This is a genomic window from Polaribacter sp. SA4-12, assembly GCF_002163675.1.
Classification (GTDB): Bacteria; Bacteroidota; Bacteroidia; order Flavobacteriales; family Flavobacteriaceae; genus Polaribacter.
Map to the genome: position 1 here is coordinate 787776 of NZ_CP019334.1, position 17520 is coordinate 805295.

The 17520-nt window shown below is 28.2% G+C and carries 18 protein-coding genes; 4 read left to right on the plus strand and 14 right to left on the minus strand.

What is annotated here, in order from left to right; all coding sequences use genetic code 11:
- Positions 1 to 16 precede the first annotated feature (16 nt).
- Positions 17 to 688 carry a DUF2461 domain-containing protein gene (locus BTO07_RS03570; RefSeq protein ID WP_087519923.1) on the minus strand — a complete coding sequence of 224 codons (672 nt, stop codon included), beginning with the start codon at positions 686 to 688 and terminating at the stop codon, positions 17 to 19.
- Between the two features lie 89 nt (positions 689 to 777).
- Here BTO07_RS03570 and BTO07_RS03575 point away from each other — a divergent pair, with 89 nt between their 5' ends.
- Positions 778 to 1590, plus strand: coding sequence for a DUF1853 family protein (locus BTO07_RS03575; RefSeq protein WP_087519924.1), 813 nt, complete (start codon positions 778 to 780; stop codon positions 1588 to 1590).
- Between the two features lie 16 nt (positions 1591 to 1606).
- Here the strand turns inward: BTO07_RS03575 and BTO07_RS03580 are convergent, their stop codons facing one another.
- The 6 genes from BTO07_RS03580 to BTO07_RS03605 all read right to left on the minus strand — a co-directional run bounded on the left by BTO07_RS03580 (position 1607) and on the right by BTO07_RS03605 (position 6176).
- Entirely contained in the window at positions 1607 to 2338 is a 732-nt protein-coding gene (locus BTO07_RS03580) for a head GIN domain-containing protein (protein WP_087519925.1), read from the minus strand.
- Between the two features lie 28 nt (positions 2339 to 2366).
- Positions 2367 to 3449: a hypothetical protein gene (locus tag BTO07_RS03585; protein WP_087519926.1), complete on the minus strand. Its 1083-nt coding sequence runs from the start codon at positions 3447 to 3449 to the stop codon at positions 2367 to 2369.
- Entirely contained in the window at positions 3433 to 3957 is a 525-nt protein-coding gene (locus BTO07_RS03590) for a hypothetical protein (protein ID WP_087519927.1), read from the minus strand. The genes BTO07_RS03585 and BTO07_RS03590 overlap by 17 nt, the downstream gene beginning before the upstream one ends.
- On the minus strand, positions 3947 to 4513 hold the full coding sequence (locus BTO07_RS03595; RefSeq protein WP_198342503.1) for an RNA polymerase sigma factor: 567 nt from the start codon (positions 4511 to 4513) through the stop codon (positions 3947 to 3949). Before BTO07_RS03595 ends, BTO07_RS03590 begins: the two co-directional genes overlap by 11 nt.
- Positions 4514 to 4649: 136 nt before the next feature.
- Complete coding sequence (locus BTO07_RS03600) at positions 4650 to 5216, minus strand: GNAT family N-acetyltransferase (RefSeq protein WP_087519928.1); 567 nt, start codon at positions 5214 to 5216, stop codon at positions 4650 to 4652.
- A 12-nt stretch (positions 5217 to 5228) separates the two neighbouring features.
- Entirely contained in the window at positions 5229 to 6176 is a 948-nt protein-coding gene (locus BTO07_RS03605; protein WP_087519929.1) for a hypothetical protein, read from the minus strand.
- Between the two features lie 121 nt (positions 6177 to 6297).
- Here BTO07_RS03605 and BTO07_RS03610 point away from each other — a divergent pair, with 121 nt between their 5' ends.
- On the plus strand, positions 6298 to 6957 hold the full coding sequence (locus BTO07_RS03610) for a class I SAM-dependent methyltransferase (protein ID WP_087519930.1): 660 nt from the start codon (positions 6298 to 6300) through the stop codon (positions 6955 to 6957).
- Position 6958: 1 nt separating this feature from the next.
- On the opposite strand, the gene BTO07_RS03615 is transcribed toward BTO07_RS03610, so the two are convergent.
- Complete coding sequence (locus BTO07_RS03615) at positions 6959 to 7321, minus strand: DUF2200 domain-containing protein (protein WP_087519931.1); 363 nt, start codon at positions 7319 to 7321, stop codon at positions 6959 to 6961.
- Positions 7322 to 7538: 217 nt separating this feature from the next.
- On the opposite strand from BTO07_RS03615, the gene lon reads away from it, so the two are divergent.
- The gene (gene lon / locus BTO07_RS03620) at positions 7539 to 9992 is read left to right on the plus strand and encodes an endopeptidase La (RefSeq protein WP_087519932.1); all 2454 of its coding nucleotides are present in this window, start codon (positions 7539 to 7541) and stop codon (positions 9990 to 9992) included.
- Between the two features lie 469 nt (positions 9993 to 10461).
- Here lon and BTO07_RS03625 read toward each other — a convergent pair whose 3' ends face one another.
- Positions 10462 to 10878, minus strand: a complete 417-nt coding sequence (locus tag BTO07_RS03625; RefSeq protein WP_087519933.1) for a hypothetical protein — start codon at positions 10876 to 10878, stop codon at positions 10462 to 10464.
- A gap of 412 nt (positions 10879 to 11290) precedes the next feature.
- Between BTO07_RS03625 and BTO07_RS03630 the strand changes: the two genes are divergently transcribed.
- A complete protein-coding gene (locus tag BTO07_RS03630; RefSeq protein WP_087519934.1) occupies positions 11291 to 12082 on the plus strand; it encodes a phosphocholine cytidylyltransferase family protein in 792 nt (263 codons plus the stop codon).
- A gap of 402 nt (positions 12083 to 12484) precedes the next feature.
- On the opposite strand, the gene BTO07_RS03635 is transcribed toward BTO07_RS03630, so the two are convergent.
- From BTO07_RS03635 to BTO07_RS03655, 5 genes are all read right to left on the minus strand, one after another.
- A complete protein-coding gene (locus BTO07_RS03635; protein WP_087519935.1) occupies positions 12485 to 13408 on the minus strand; it encodes a DUF6268 family outer membrane beta-barrel protein in 924 nt (307 codons plus the stop codon).
- A 371-nt stretch (positions 13409 to 13779) separates the two neighbouring features.
- Entirely contained in the window at positions 13780 to 14535 is a 756-nt protein-coding gene (locus BTO07_RS03640) for a GH25 family lysozyme (RefSeq protein WP_087519936.1), read from the minus strand.
- A gap of 150 nt (positions 14536 to 14685) precedes the next feature.
- Positions 14686 to 16023, minus strand: coding sequence for a dicarboxylate/amino acid:cation symporter (locus BTO07_RS03645; RefSeq protein ID WP_087519937.1), 1338 nt, complete (start codon positions 16021 to 16023; stop codon positions 14686 to 14688).
- Positions 16024 to 16278: 255 nt separating this feature from the next.
- The gene (locus tag BTO07_RS03650) at positions 16279 to 17016 is read right to left on the minus strand and encodes a YoaK family protein (protein ID WP_087519938.1); all 738 of its coding nucleotides are present in this window, start codon (positions 17014 to 17016) and stop codon (positions 16279 to 16281) included.
- A gap of 253 nt (positions 17017 to 17269) precedes the next feature.
- Positions 17270 to 17473 carry a hypothetical protein gene (locus tag BTO07_RS03655; RefSeq protein WP_087519939.1) on the minus strand — a complete coding sequence of 68 codons (204 nt, stop codon included), beginning with the start codon at positions 17471 to 17473 and terminating at the stop codon, positions 17270 to 17272.
- Between the last annotated feature and the right edge of the window lie 47 nt (positions 17474 to 17520).

A 17520-nucleotide genomic window follows, 5' to 3' on the forward strand; every position in this document is an offset into this window, starting at 1 on the left:
CTTTAAAACTTTAAAACTAAATCAACGATTCCCCATTTAAATTCGTCGTTAAAACATCACTAAACAAATTAAAAAACGGGCGTAAAGCTTTAAAGCTATCATCTAATTCTTCAAGAAAATTAGGAGATAACACTTCTGCTTCTGTAAAGGTTCTAATTGCTATAAATCCTTTTTTACGCAACAAATCGATATCTTTATGTTCTTTATCAAAACCTCTTGGTGCAGATTTTAATTCATCTCCTTCAAACTGACCACCAAAGTATTTTACATAGTCTTTGTCTTCTAAAATATCACGAAATTCTGTAGCGTCTTGCTCAATTTCTTTTCTAATTCGTAATAAATCTTCTTTTTCAGGTTGCCAAAATCCGCCACCTAATAAAGCACCTCCTGGTTTTATTTCTAAAAAATAACCACCACGTAATTCTTTTCCTAGTCTAGAAAAGGAAACTGCCAATCTTGGGTTGTAAGGTGTTTTATCTTTAGAAAAACGAACATCTCTATAAATTCTATAGATTTTCATTTTATCTATATCATCATGTTTCTCTAAGTTAGCCTGCATTTCTAAAAACAATTCTTTTACTTGTTTTTGAATTTCTACAAAGGTTGGTTTGTGTTCTGTAAACCAATCTCTATTGTTATTTTTTTGTAAATCCTTTAAAAACTGGAAACTGTTTTTTTGAAATTGCATTGTAATAAATTTTTTAGATTTTCAATGTACAAATTATTCTATAAATGAAAATTATAAATCCGTAAATTTGAAGAATTAAGTTGATACAAATGCATCAAAAGACAAAAGACATTCAAAAACGATATGAAGGCTTTTTACAAACAAATTGTTTGTGGAAAAATGATGCTGTTTATGAATTAGATCAATTAGAAATTGAACCTATTTCTTCTAAAATTGACTTAGAAATCAATGAGAAACTTAGATTAGGTAAATATATTGAACGTTTAGTTTCTTTTCAACTAGAACAAGAAAAATCAATTTCTATTCTGTGTGAAAACATTCAAATACCGAAAGATAAAATCACTCTTGGAGAACTTGATTGCATTATTTTAAAAGAGGATAAACCAATTCATTTAGAAATTATTTATAAGTTTTACTTGTATGATGCTTCTGTAGGACAAACAGAAATTGAACATCTTATTGGCCCGAATAGAAAAGATTCTTTGGTAGAAAAACTGAATAAATTAAAAGACAAACAGTTGCCTCTTCTCTACGCTAACGAATGCTCTATGTATTTAGAATCTATCAATTTAAAAGCTTCTGAAATAAAACAACAAGTCCATTTTAAAGGACAGTTATTTGTTCCATATTCTAATAAAGACATTCAATTAACTGTATTAAACAATGATTGTATTTCTGGGTTTTACATCAACCAAAAAGAATTGAATCAATTTAAAGATTGTAAATTTTTTATCCCAATTAAAAAAGATTGGATTGTTGTTCCTCATAAAAATGTAAACTGGTTAAATTTTGAAGAATTTTGTACAATTTCTGAAGATTATTTTCAAAAAAAAAGTTCACCACTTTGCTGGTTGAAAAAGCAAAATGGTGAACTTGTAAAAATATTTTTAGTATGGTGGTAATTAATCTCTTTAGAATTTAGTTTCTATCAATAATATCACCAGAACCAACAGATTTATTATCTATATGTGTAGGGTTTCCCTTATAATAAACACTACCAGAACCTACTAATTTTGCTTTAATTTTTGTTTTTACAGTTGTTTTAACACTTCCAGAACCAGCAACATTTACATACACTTCATCTGTTTTTAACTCATAAGCTCTAATACTTCCAGAACCTGCAATAGAACAAGTAAACTCATTCGAATTTCCTTCTAAATCTATATTACCAGAACCTCCAATTGAAGCTTTTACAGTATCTGCATCTACTTTTAGATTGATGTTTCCAGAACCACCTAAGCTAACTTTAAAATCGTCTGCTTTAATTAAATTTTTACAAGAAATATTTCCAGAACCACCTAAAGCAACACTTTCTATACTATTATAAGTAACAGTAACTGTTAACCTTTTTGTTGTTCTAATATTTATGTTCTTCTGAAACTGAATTTTTAAAGTATTTCCTGAAACTTCTGTTTCTATATAAGGAATAATGTTTTCTTCTCCTTCAATTGTAATTTTTCCTTCTTTTCCTTTAACAAGAATTACATCAAAAGAACCTCCTGCAGAAACGCCATCAAAATCAGATGTTGTTCTATTTACAGTTACAACATTTCCGTTTCCTTTTATTTTTTTATTTCCAAACCAATCTTGAGCGTTTACTGTAAAAGTTAGCATTAAAATTAAACTGGTAAAAAGTATTTTTTTGTTCATGATATTTATTTTTTTGGTTGATTTTATCTTAATTTTCTTTGATACTTACACCACCATATTGTGATGTGATTTTAAGTTTAGAACTGGTTTTTCCTTTACCGAATTTCCCTTCGTAATATTTTTTTGTAGGTTTAGAAATACTTTTATAGAATTCCATTTTATCATCATCTCTACTAAAACCGGCATATTGTAAATCAATTTCAAAATCAAAAACAGCAGCTGGATCAACACCTATTCTTATTCCTGCATATTCTCCATCAATAGTTACATTTTCAAAACCTTTTGCTAAGTTTTTAACTGTTAAAGCACCATAATCTGTTTTTATGTATAAGTTTTTCTTTACGGTTCCAAAACGCATGCTTAAATAGTCTGAATTTCCTTTTATATCATTTGCTTCGTCAATAGAAATTGAACCATAATCGCAATTAAAATCAACGCTACCTGCTTTTTCAAACTTTAAAGTTGAGTAATCTGCATTTACTCTTATTTCTTCTGATGTGTCAATATTTAATTTTGAATAATCAATATTTACAGCACCACTTTTCATATAATTAATTGTTGATGTAGAACAATAATCTAAATTAATATCATTATCATTTGCTAATAAATTACCTATAGAAATCTTACCATAATCGCAATTAATAGCTGCCCTACCTTCTAATTCATCTAAATATATATTACCATAATCATTATCTAAATCTACAGAATTAGATTTTGGCATTTTAACTACATAATTAATTTTGTAGTTCATGTTTTTACTCTTTTTAAACCAAGAAGACCAACTACTTTTATTGTCTCCAAGAATTGTTTTTGCTTCAATAAAATCTGCACTTGCATTAAAAACGACGTTTATAGATGAAATTCTGTCTCGTACATCGTCTAAATCATCACCTTGTACGGTAATTGTTACTTCAATTTCTACACTGTTTTTATCCCAAGTTGTAATGTTTAAATTACCATATCTATTATCTAAAGATACTTTAGCATCAGCATTTACAGAGAAAACCTTTTTAATAACCCTGTTTTTTTCATGTTTCTTTTTACCTGGATTGGCTGCTGCCAATAAAGGAATTAAAAGAAATAAGAATGTAATTTTATATATAGATTTCATTGTTTAATGTGTTAGGGTTTTTAATTTGTTCTATTTGTTTTAAAGTATTCTCTAAAACATCTAAACGCTGTTGATAATTTCTAATCATTGCATTTATAATTTTTCTTTGCTCACCATTTTTTGTCAATTCACTTACAAAAGCAGTGTATTCATCTTCTAACTCTTCTAATTCTTCTAAAGCATTTTCTATAATACTTTCTGTGTCTAAGTTTCTATTTTTTTCTAAAGTTTGTAATTCTTGTCTTATTGTTGAAACAAAATACGTTTGAACTTCTTCCATTTTAGGTGAAATATCTGCCAAGTCTAACTGACTTTTTTGATGACTACTACCTAACCAAAAACCAATAATTAAAACTACTGATGCTGCAACTGACAACCATTTCCAAGAAGTTTTAACTACTTTTTTTGGTTGATTTAATTTTCGTTCGAATCTTTCTAAATGACCAGAATGTGGTTCTTGAAAATCGAATTCATTTTCAGAAAAAAATTGATCTAATTTATCTTCCATACGCTTGTGCTTCTATATTTTCTGCAAGTAATACTTGCTTTAATTTCTTTTTTGCTCTAGAAACTGTTGTTCTAACATTTTCATTTGTGTACTCTAAAATCTGAGCTATTTCTTCATAATCATAACCTTCTACTAAATGTAAGGTTAAAACCAATCTGTAATTTTCTTTTAAACTTTGTAAACACGTTAACACACTTTTCGCTTTTAAACCAGTATAATCGATCGTTTCCTCTTCAACATCATCATTAGGAATTACTTCCATTTTTACTTCGTTGTATCGATTGTTCTTTTTTAACTGTGTTAAACTTTTATTGATTACGATTCTTTTTAACCACGCTCCAAACGTTACTTCTCCTTTATAGGTATCCATTTTTGTAAAAACCGTTAAAAACGCTTCTTGCATAATATCTTCAGCTTCAAAATTATCTTTTAAAATACGGTATGCAGTATTATACATTGCTTTGTAATAAGCTTTGTATAAATCTAACTGCGCGTTTTTATCCGACTTTTTGCAGCGTTTTATAAGGTTGGTTATATGTGGTTGGTTGGTTTCCAATAAAACGTATCTATTCTAGAGACAAAATGATTTTTGATTTGTGACAGTTTGTAGAAATAAAAATACTCTTTTTTTATTGAGAGTTTAAATTGAGGTAGAGTTTTACCCGTATTTCCTTTAAAACGGACTTATTATTTTAAGAAGAAATATTATTTTCTGTCCAATCCCATAAGAGAATATTCCACTCATCTGTTGCGTCTTTAAAAGTATGAATGGTTTTAAAACCAATTTTATGATGCGCTAACATAGAAGGTTTATTGCTTGATGAAACTTCTGTAATGCAATATTCATATAAGCCAGAATACACTTCTTTATGCTTTAGGTATAACTTTTTAAAGATTCCTTTTCTTTTATAATTGTCTTTTACACAAATTTGTCCCATTACATAAAAACTAAATTCTGAAAGATTTTTTCCTTTAAATTTAATCGTTTCTAAGATAGAAAACATTGGCACAAGTACTGGTATTAGATTTTTAAATTCAATTAGCATTACCAATGCATAAGCGACAACAATATCATTGTCTTTAGCAATAACTTGAGGCGCTTTTGAATTCATTTTTTCAATAATACCAAAACTATGTTTTACAGTAACAAAACCTTTATCATTTATACTTTTTTCTGATAAATTACCAAAATAATTTTCTTTTTGTACAACTAGTATTTGATGTAACTCTTGAATATTATCAGCAAGTTTTATTTCCATTTGTTATTATTTTTATAGATTTTCTAACAAACTATTCACTTCACTTTCATCATTTACTTTACATAAATTCCAATGTAAATCATATTGAATACTTTCACCAATTGATAAAGTTTTTTCTGGACTTAAACATTCTAGTTCTGTAAACAAATGATTCCCAAAAATAGTAACAGAAGTTCCATTATCTGGATATGTAGCATTGTCATCAAATTTAAATTGTTCTATAAATAAGGTGTTTTTTAAATAACCTGCAACCCATTTTTTAGCATCTAAACCTATTTTTTGAGGAAATTCTTCGGATGATTTTAATTTAAGAATCGTATCATTTACAATAACATTTTCTTCTGCATAATTGGTTGCATCTGGCCATTTAGAGATTGTAAATCCATCTTTAAAAATACTCTTTTCAGCAATTTTTGAATAACTAATATTTGGTGTTTTAATTTTTGATAAACTCCAAATTGTAAATGGAATTTTTTCTAACTCATCGTTTTTAGCAGGTATTATTTTTACTAATTCTTGCTGAATTTTAACTCCAGTTCCTACTTCAGAAATAGTAATTGTTCTTTTTATTTGAATCCCTAATAATTTACTAATCGGACTTTCTAAAACAACTCCGTTGGATAAAAACGTAACTGCATAAGAACTTGCGTTTATAAAAGGATCTGGTACGTGTCTGCTTCCTGTTATCAAATGAAAATAATCTTCAGAACAAGGTAAAACTCTATTTCCACCAACATTCGGAGCTTTAATTTTATGGTCTTTTTTATAAAATTCTCCGGTTGAAAATACTACACCTTCTAAATCTGGGTTTTCATACAAGATATTTTCTCCGTTTATAAAACTGAAATGCATAATTCTTCCAGTTTCTGGAACTACTAAAACCTTAATTTCAGAATTTAAAATCTCTATTGTTTCTTTCCAACCTTTATAAACGATATTATTAATTTTTATAGCAGACATCTCTTTTATTTTCTATTGCAAAAATGATGAAAATTTTTGAAGTATTATTCAAATTATCCATGGTAAATTAATTGTTTTAATAGTATTTTTGAATATAAATTATGATGTTTCATTAATTTCTATGGAAAAAAAAACAAAAAAACCTTGGCCAACTAAAAAGGCAATGGAACAAATTTATGAAATGAATCTTTGGGGAAGCAATAACGCTGAGTTTTATTCAGGAGATGGCTCACATCAACCAGAAATTGTAGAACCATATATTGATGTTGTAACCTCTTTTCTAACATCTTTTAAAAACCCTATTTCTGTGTGCGATTTAGGTTGTGGAGATTTTAACATTGGTAAAGAATTAGTTGAAAGCACTAAGAAATATATTGCTGTAGACATTGTATCAAACTTAATTGAACATAATAAAGAAACGTTTAAAGCTGATAATTTAGAATTCCATTGTTTAGATATTGCTGTTGATAATTTGCCTTCTGTAGATTGTGTTTTATTAAGACAAGTACTGCAACATTTATCAAATACTGAAGTTCAAAATGTAGTAGAAAAAATCATCAACTTTAAATATATAATTCTAACAGAACATTTGCCTGAAGGTACTTTTACACCCAATAAAGATATTATATCAGGACAAGGAATTCGGCTAAAAAAACAAAGCGGAATTGATTTATTAGCAGCGCCATTTAATTTAAAAGTGATTCAAGAAAAACAATTATTATCTTATCCTTTAAATAAAAACAAAGGAGTAATTGTAACAACACTTTATACTATTTACTAAATTAAACTCGTAATATTTTTTCCATTTTACGACCTTTTGCTAATTCATCAACCAACTTATCTAAATAACGAGTTTGTTGGGTTAACGTGTTTGTAATTTCTTCAACTCTATAACCACAAATTACTCCTTTTATCAAATGAACATTTGGATTCATTGTTGCGTTTTCAAAAAAGGTTTTAAAGGTTACTTTATTTTCAATTAACTCATTTAATTTGTTTTCATCATAACCAGTTAACCATTCAATTACTTGATGTAATTCAGCTTTACTTCTACCCTTCTTTTCAATTTTAGTTACATAATGAGGATATACAGAAAAGAATTTCATATTTGCAATTCGTTCATCATGATGACTGGTATCTTTCATATTTTTGAATTTAACCAAAGTTACTATAATTTTTAAAAAGTTAAAAAAACTGAAAAGGAATTACAGCATTATAACCTTGGCACAACAATTGTTTTTATATATTAGTAATTAAGTAAAGTGTTTTTCACTTAACTGATTATCAGTAAATTAAAATTATAACATTGACATTTATTTTGTAGTTAAAATAAATCGGTGTCAGTATGACAGATATAAACACATGAGCAAACCAAAAATAATGCATTTAGACAATTTGTCGCTTCAAAATATGTTAAATGAAGATTCTGAATTAATTCCTTTAATGACGCCAGAAGATGAGGAAATTATTAATAAGGAAAGTGTACCAGAAGTTTTACCAATTTTACCTTTAAGAAATACCGTTTTATTTCCTGGAGTTGTAATTCCTATTACAGCAGGTAGAGATGCTTCTATTCAATTAATAAAAGACGCTAACAAAGGCGATAAAGTAATTGGAGTTGTTGCACAAAAAAACGAGGATGTTGAAAAACCTGGTTTAAAAGATATTCATACAACAGGAGTTGTTGCACAAATTTTACGTGTTTTAAAAATGCCTGATGGTAACACAACAGTTATTATTCAAGGTAAAAAACGTTTCGAAATTGATACAATTATTCAAGATGAACCGTATTTAAAAGCATCTGTAAAAGAAGCTATTGATGATAAAGACGTTGATGATAAAAAAGAATTTGAAGCAATTATAGAATCGATTAAAGAACAAGCTTTAGAAGTAATTAAGGAAAACCCTATGTTACCTACTGAAGCATCTTTTGCGATTAAAAATATAAAGTCAGATTCGTTTTTGGTGAATTTTATTTCATCAAATATGGATTTAACAGTTGCTCAAAAACAAATAATTTTAGAGACAAATAATCTAAAAGAACGTGCTTTATTAGCTTTAAAAAGCTTGAATAAAGAACTTCAGAAATTACAATTACGTAATGATATTCAGTCTAAAACTCGTGAAGATTTAGACCAACAACAACGTGAATATTATTTACACCAGCAATTAAAAACCATTCAAGAAGAATTGGGTGGCGCTTCTAACGACGAAGAGTTAGAGGAAATGCGTGTACAAGCAAAAACTAAAAAGTGGGGTAAAGAAGTTGGTGAAACTTTCGAAAAAGAAATTAACCGCTTAAAAAGAATGAATCCACAAGCTGCTGAATATGGTGTTCAGAGAAGCTATTTAGAATTGTTATTAGAATTACCTTGGGGAATTTACTCTGAAGATAAATTCGACCTAAAATTTGCTACAAAGGTTTTAGATAGAGATCACTTTGGTTTAGAAAAAGTGAAGGAAAGAATTATAGAACACTTAGCCGTTTTAAAGTTAAGAGGAGATATGAAATCGCCAATTATCTGTTTATACGGACCTCCAGGAGTTGGTAAAACATCTTTAGGGAAATCTGTTGCAGAAGCATTAGGACGTAAATATGTACGTATGTCTTTAGGTGGTTTGCGTGATGAAGCTGAAATTAGAGGACACAGAAAAACGTATATTGGTGCAATGCCAGGGCGTTTAATTCAGAATTTGAAAAAAGCCGGAACTTCAAACCCAGTTTTTGTTTTAGATGAAATTGATAAATTAGGTCAAAGTCATCAAGGAGATCCTTCTTCTGCAATGTTAGAAGTTTTAGATCCTGAACAAAACGAAGCCTTTTACGACAACTATTTAGAAGTTGGTTACGATTTATCAAAAGTTCTTTTTATTGCAACAGCTAACAATTTAGGAGAGATTCCTTGGGCATTACGCGATAGAATGGAAATTATAAACGTTTCTGGTTATACAATTGAAGAAAAAATAGAAATTGCTAAAAGACATTTATTACCAAAACAATTAAAAGAACACGGTTTAACTGTGAAGCATTTAAAGTTAGGTAAAAAACAATTAGAACAAATTGTTGAAGGGTATACGCGTGAATCTGGAGTTCGTGGTTTAGAAAAGAAAATTGCAAAAGTGGTACGTTTCGCAGCAAAATCTATTGCTTTAGAAGAAGAATATGATATTAATATTTCTTCAGAAAAAATAGAAGAAATTTTAGGAACGCCAAGAAACAGAGATAAATACGAAAATAATGATGTTGCTGGTGTTGTTACAGGTTTAGCTTGGACACAAGTTGGTGGAGATATTTTATTTATAGAATCTATTTTATCAAAAGGAAAAGGAACACTTTCTATTACTGGTAATTTAGGAACTGTAATGAAAGAATCTGCAACCATTGCACTACAATTCATTAAATCGAATGCTGAAGAATTTGGTATTAAACCAGAAACTTTAGAAAAGTACAATGTACATATTCACGTACCAGAAGGAGCAACTCCAAAAGACGGACCAAGTGCTGGTATTACAATGTTAACCTCTTTAGTATCTTCTTTTACACAACGTAAAGTTAAAAACAAGTTAGCAATGACGGGTGAAATTACTTTACGTGGAAAAGTGTTACCAGTTGGTGGAATTAAAGAAAAAATATTAGCTGCTAAAAGAGCAAATATTAAAGAAATCATTCTGTGTAAAGAAAATGAAAAAGACATTTTAGAAATAAAAGAAAGCTATTTAAAAGGCATGACTTTTCATTATGTTACAGATATGAAAGAAGTAATAGAATTAGCGCTGACAAAGCAAAAAGTAAAAAATGCTAAGAAATTAGCATAATTTAAAAAGCCTCTCAATATTGAGAGGCTTTTTTTATTTAGTCACAATAATCACAATCTGGTAAATTTAATTGTTGCTGCAATTGCTTGTAATAAGCACATTGTTGTTTTAATGCTTCTGCGTCACCGTTACATTTATAAGCGTAAGCAGCCTGACATTGATAATCATATTGTTTATCAATATTACTAGGTCCTACATATCCAGTACAAGAAATAGAATCTACAGCACTTTCCTCCTCTTCTCCAAAAAGTTCTTCACAACTTAAAAATGATATTTAAATAATCGTTAAAATTGACAACAGTAAAATTTTTGTTTTTTTCATGATAGTTGGTTTTAAATTATGATTCAAATATATTTCAACTACATAATTTAGTCAATACCTAGAAATAGGTAATTTCAAAAAACCACTTATAATCAACTAAATATCAAATAAATAAACCTATTTCAACAAACATAAACTGTTGTCTTTTTATTCGTTTCGTTTAAGTTTATTAATTCTAAATCCATTGGTGTCATTTACAAAACCAAAAAAGGAATTTCCTTCCATCTTATAAACTAAAAAATCTTTTCTAGTCTCAGGTTTTTTAATTTTGTTAATGGAATCATTCACAAATTTTATATCGCTCACATTTAACCTTAAGCTATCATTTTTAGTATTCCACCCTCCTTTTATTAATAAACCACAAGTTTCATAGTGAAAACTACTGTCTTTTTTTAAAATTAATTTTAAGCCTTTAATATCCTTATAGGTGTTATATTTTATTTTTTCTATAAAATTTAATTTTGAACTTTGGTAAACACCAACTATGCTATTTTTTTTGGATGTATCGGTACAAGATGTAATTGTAAAGACTACAGTAAATAAAAAAAAGAAATGTTTTTTCATTTTTTAAATATTATTAAAGCTCTAAAATTAGCTCATTTTTACTTTCATTAATTATTCGATCAAACTCAATTATAATAAAATATAATAAGAAGTATTTAAAATGCCCAATATTAAAGGCTAGTTAGTTAGAAACTATCAAGTAATATATACATTAAACAACTATTTTTCACTAAAACAGGTATTTATTCATCAATATCATAAACAATAATTAAGCTAAATAACTCTTGTCAATAGGCTGTTAAGAGCGTAAATTTGCAAACTTATTTTAGAATTTGATACATCAATTATCATTGTAACAGATCTCATACTTTTATTTAAATCCCAATAAAATAGATTACATATCTCCTCATTAAAAGGAAAGGTTTATAACAACGCTTTTCTATTTTTTTTAATGTGAAGAAATCAACAATAAATGAATAGTACTTCAGAAAACCCTAAGAACAACAAACGCATTACAACCGCATTATTATTAGCAGCAGGTACAGGTAGTCGTTTATATCCATTAACAAAAGAATCGCCAAAATGCTTAACACTCGTTAATGAAACATCAATGTTAGCGCGTTTGGTAACCAATTTAAAAGACCAAGGTTTTACACGTTTGGTAATTGTAACAGGTTATAAACAAGAATGTATTGTAGATTTTTTAGGCAACCAAAATGAAGGTTTAAGTATCGAATATATACACAGTCCGTTATACAAAACCACCAATAATATTTATTCACTTTGGATGGCTCGTAACATCATAAACGAACCTTTTGTACTCTTAGAAAGCGATTTAGTTTTAGAAACCGATTTGCTAACAGATATGATGTATCCAGACAGAATTGCTGTCGCTAAAATGCAACCTTGGTTGAACGGAACCACCGTAACTTTAAATAGCCAAAACAAGGTTACCCAGTTTCAACCAGGTACTATAGAACCGTATACAGAAACGCGTTATAAAACCGTAAATATTTATAGTTTTTCATTAGAATCTTGGAGAACAATTGCTAAAAAACTGAATCAATACATTACAGAAGGAAGCGTAAACGCTTATTATGAAACTGTTTTTTCTGCATTAGTAGATGAAAAAAGTTTAGAATTTACAGCGGTTTCTTTCGATGAAAAACCTTGGTACGAAGTAGATACAATTCTCGATTTAGCAGAAGCTGAAAAATTATTTCCAGTAGTTGCTGAAGAAGAAATTGCTTACGCGCTTTATTAAATTTTTTTTGAAGCTACTTGCCTGCGGCAGGCAGGTTTCCTGCTTTTCACTATATCTTTTTTTTCTATTCTTAAATGTCATTGCGAGTTTACGAAGCAATCTTTTTATCCAAATACAGATTACTTCATTCGTAATGACACTTATTAATTAAGTTAAAAAAAGGATTCCGTTTCAATCAGGGCTAAACTTGTTTGCTTAGTTTTTTTTTCGCGAACGTTTTTGTGTATATTTTTTTGCGGTTAAAAGTGCGATGTACTTTCCGTCGTTGTGGAAAGATAATTTATTAGAATGAATTTCCGATAGGGAATTCTGCAGCAATTAATAATACAAAATGTTGGGTTTAGTCTTTTTAATTTGAAATAGTAAATTTTATAATAGGAAAACAATCTATAAAAAATCAATTTATAATTTAATTGCGTAAACTAATCTTACGTGTGCATATGCTCCATTACTAAAATTAGAGCTTTCGTTTAGCTGAGTTCTATCGTCTCCAATTGTTGCAAGTGGCAAAGCTAAATCAATTTTGTCATCTTGATTATATTGAGCGTAACTTCTTCCAAAAGAATATCCATATCTACCTTCTATATGAATTCCACCTGAAATATTATATCTAGCGAACAAACCTAAATCAATACTTCTTCTTTCTATATAGTCATTCTGATAAGCTTCTTCTCCTAAACGATATGAAGTTACCAATCCGAAATGATGTATTCCTACATTTAACTTTTCGTTTACTTTGTATTTGATTTTAGAATAAATTGGAAGTAAACCTGACATAGACCATCTTTCAGACATTTTCCATTCTAGGTTCACCAAAGGAACTATATTAGGACCAAATGCTTCTTGGTTATACAAGATTCCATAACCAATTTTCAATCTCTCGTGAAACACTTTTTCATAAATAAATGTACCACCAAATTGAAAGTGTTTAGAACCTATATTTTTAAAATCACTCATTAACCTAGGTGTAAAAAATGCTTGAATAGAATTTCCGTTTGAAAGTTTCTGAATCAATCCAGTTCTTAAAATAAGTCCATGTACTTTTATTGGGTTAGCTATATTATCAGTCATATCTATATTATTATTTACATTCCACTGCATATAATTAAGACTGTTATACCAAATCTGTTTTTCATTCAAAACAATTGGAACAGTCAAGTTAACCATAGCTCCTCTTTCAGTTGTTTCTCCAGTATAAGGAGATTGGTCTTTAAAAGGTTGTGGTGTACCAAAATGACCTGATACGGTTAATATATCTAATGTTTCTTGAGCAGTAACAAACGACACCGACCCTATAATTAATAATAAAACTAAAATTCTTTTCATATTCATCTTTTTGAATTCCGTAAGTTACTTCTTTTTTTATTCTTAAAACACTGAAGTTTTTAATTTTAATTAGATGTTCTGTATTAAACCCAACTTAAGAAGATTATGATGTCGTTTTAATGACTTATAATCGAAGTTAGTTTTTTTGAAGCAAAAAATCTACAAGTAATTATACCTGTTTTTCAAAGTTTTAAACTCTTTTAAATGAATTATAATAGAAAATTAAAGCTTTAAATTTCATCAAAAAAGCTGCGTTAAAAAATAAATGTTGTCTTATACTCATAAAAACCTCCAATTAAACTGAATTTAATTCAGAAATTAGAGATTTATTTTCTAACGATTAGAATAACCGTAAATTTTAAAATCAATTTTTATCTGTGATAACTATTCTTTATAAATGTTTTAAACTTTGTAATATCACCATTAAATAGATCAGCATCATCTGTAGCATTCACAATTTTATAATTGTCTGTTTTTTGCCAAATTAAATAACTTTGGGTTTTCCAATTATTTGGTATATCTGGTTTTTGTTTGCCATTATAATCAGCAATCCAAAGTGGGTATTTACTAAAAACGGAATTGTTTAAATAAGTGTTTCCACAATTAAGACTCGTATATATTATTGGCGTTACGTTTCCCTTTTTTTCAATCTCTTTTATAAAGATTAAAAGGTTTTTCTGTATGGTTTCAGCAGATTGAGAGGTATCAATTCCTCCTTGCTCAAAATCTACTATTGGCGGAATATCGTTTGTTGTAATATCACTAATCGCGTTTAAAAAGAAGTTAGCTTGTACCAAAGGATCATCTTGAGTTCTGTAAAAATGATAAGCACCTCTTATAAAACCCTTTTCTTTTATATCTCGCCAATTCATCATAAATTTTGGATCGGTATACGTTACTCCTTCTGTGGCTTTACAAATTACAAACTGTAAACTATCTTTTCTTTTTACGAGTAAATCAACTTCATTATTATTAAAATGAGAAATATCGATTCCAAAAACAAATGGTTTTTCTGGTGTTACAATCGCTTTGTGGTTTTCCTTTTTTGTTTCTTGTTTCACTTTTTCTTTACAAGAAAAAATGAATAGAAAACCAAAAATAATTAGCTGTAGATACTGTCTTTTCATTTTTAGATTTGTTAAAATATGAATTCTTAAATAGTTTCGTTTTGAGAACTTATTTGAATTATTAACAAACTTAGATATGTTTAATAAGTAAGACAAGCGTGTAAATACCTGTTTTTTGTTTATAATAAAGGGAATATTAAAAGTGATTCGCTAAGTTTTAGATACTTTTTTAGCAAATGTTTTTACATTTGAAACAACACCGTAAAACTTATTAAAAATCATACAAGCAACTAAATCTCCAGTAACATTAACAGCTGTTCTAAACATTCCTAAAATACGATCTATACCAACAATTACAATTAAACCATCAATAGGAATTCCTGCACCTTGTAATACGGATGCTAGAATAATAACACCACCTCCAGGAATAGCAGGTGTTCCAATAGAAGCTGCAACTACTGTAAAAGTGATTAATACTAAATTGATAAGAGATAATTCAATTCCGTAAGCTTGTGCCATAAAAATAGTAGTAACACACTGAAACAATGCCGTTCCATCCATATTAATAGTTGCTCCAATAGGAATCACAAAATCACTAATGTTAGAGGAAACTCCTAATTTTTCATCCGCAGTTTTCATTGAAATTGGCATCACTGCTGCAGAACTTGCAGTTGAAAACGCCAACAATTGAGGTTCTTTTATCGCTTGTAAAAATTTTAGAGGATTTTTTTTCACAACTAAGAGTACCATCAATAAATAAAAAGAAATCAATAATAATAAACCAATAATTACGACAAGCATATAATAGCCCAAGCCTAAAAATATATCTAAACCTGTTCTAGATAATAAAGCCGCCATTAAACCAAAAACCGCATAAGGAATAAGAATCATTGCCCAAGAAACTACAATCATACAAATTTTTTGTACTGCTTCTGTAAAGCGAATAATGGGTTTTGCTGTTTTATTATTTAACTGCGTAATGGCAACACCTATAATAATTGTAAAAATTACAACGCCCAACATTTCTCCTGTTAAAATAGATTCTAGTGGGTTATTCGGAATAAGATTAGAAATAGTATCAGGAATGTTTTCCATAAGATTAGGAACTTCTTTAGCAACAGAAATTTCTCCACTATTATTAGGAAATCCACCGAGTTTAAAAATATATTCTCCCGGTTTCATAATTAGCGTTACAGTTAAACCAATAATGATAGAAACAGCAGTTGTAAAAACAAAATATAACAACAGTTTTAAGCCAAAGGTTTTAAGATTATCTGATGAGTTACCTACAATTCCTGAAATTATAGAAGCAAATATCAAAGGAATCATAATCATTTGTACAAGTCTCATAAATACTTGACCTGGTAAGTCTAACCAATTCGCTAATGACAAACTAAAACTCTCTGAAACGAATCCTGCAGATGGATTTAGAAACATCCCTAAAACAGCACCTAAAATTAAACCAATAATAACTTTAAGCCATAAGCGACCTTTTATTAAATGGTCTAAATGAACAGATAAATTATTAAGAGGTCTTATTTTTAACATAGTATTACGTGCACTTAATGTTTGCCAGCGTTAACACAGATATAATAATATAATTCGAAATAACTAAGCTCTTTTTTTAAAACTTAGAGACAACTAAATGAGTATAACAAGTTAAGAATTAAAACGTTAAAAACACATGTATTAATTAAAAAAAAAGAGAATTAAATGTATCATTTTATTAAAAAAAACTAGCAGTACTTATCTTTAAATTATCAAATGTACACCACCTATTTCATCGATTAAATTAACTTTTTTTTACAGATTTCTTTGTTTGTATTTTCTTTTAGTTTTTATAAGTGAATATCTAAAATCATCATAGAATAAACTTAGAAGAAGAATTAATGCTGCAAAAATTAAAGTATTTAATTTTAATTGAAAATTAGAATAAAAAATAACCCCAACTAAACCACCTACAAAGAAGAAGGAAATAATATAAAGTCGAAGTTTAATATTTTCCTTAAGCTTATCTCTTTGCTCAAGTAACTTAGGGAATAATAAATGAGAAATATCAATACCTAAATCGGTAAAAAGACCTGTTAAATGTGTCGTTCTTACAATAGCATTTGAAATTTTTGTTACAAAAGAATTCTGAATTCCCATGGCAACAAGTAGTAAACAGACAATTAAGTTAGGAAATTCTATTTCAATAATATTACTTAAAACCCCAATTGAAATTAAGATAATACATTCAATTATTGTAGGTATTACAAATACATTAAGTCGTTTGTTTTCTTTATACTTTTCTATAAGGTAACTTGATAAAAATGAACCAAAAAGAAAAGAGAATATATAAAGGAAATAAATGGTGCCTTTCCAAAATTTGAATTCAGCAACATCACTCATAAATAATGCAAAATGCCCTGTAACATTTGTTGTTAACTGTTTAAAAGCTAAAAAACCAGTAACATTAACAATACCTGCTACAAAAGATAAAACGGTAGCAATTTGCAAATTATGTTTTAAAGTTCGGCTCTTACCTTGGTGTCTAAACATTTTGTTTTTTCAAATTATATAGAGAAGCTATTAAATATTTCAAGAGTTTATTACTTATAATTCTATTGAGTAAAATTAGTTATTTATGTCGATAAATTAACCTTAAAAAGCAACCATTTTACAAGAAAAGCCATTTATTAAAAAGGAAAATGTTCTTATCATAGAAATGGACTCATTCATAAAAAAGCATAAAAAAACTCCAGTTAAACTGAATTCAGTAATTGGCTTTTTTAAAATTCGACTAAAAATCTATTCAAACATAGTACATTACTTCTTCTTTTTCTACAGAAACAGAATGACTAAAATCTAAAGGAATATGAAGTAATATTTCATTTTTATTGGTAATTTCCACAAGCTTTCCAGAAACAAAGTTTTCATATTTTATAGTTATTATATCACTTTCAAGTTCACAAATAATGTTATTTTTCTGAATAGAATTTCCTACTATAAAAACCAATTAGTAATTTTAAAAGATTCATCATTTCTTTTAGACATCCTTATTAC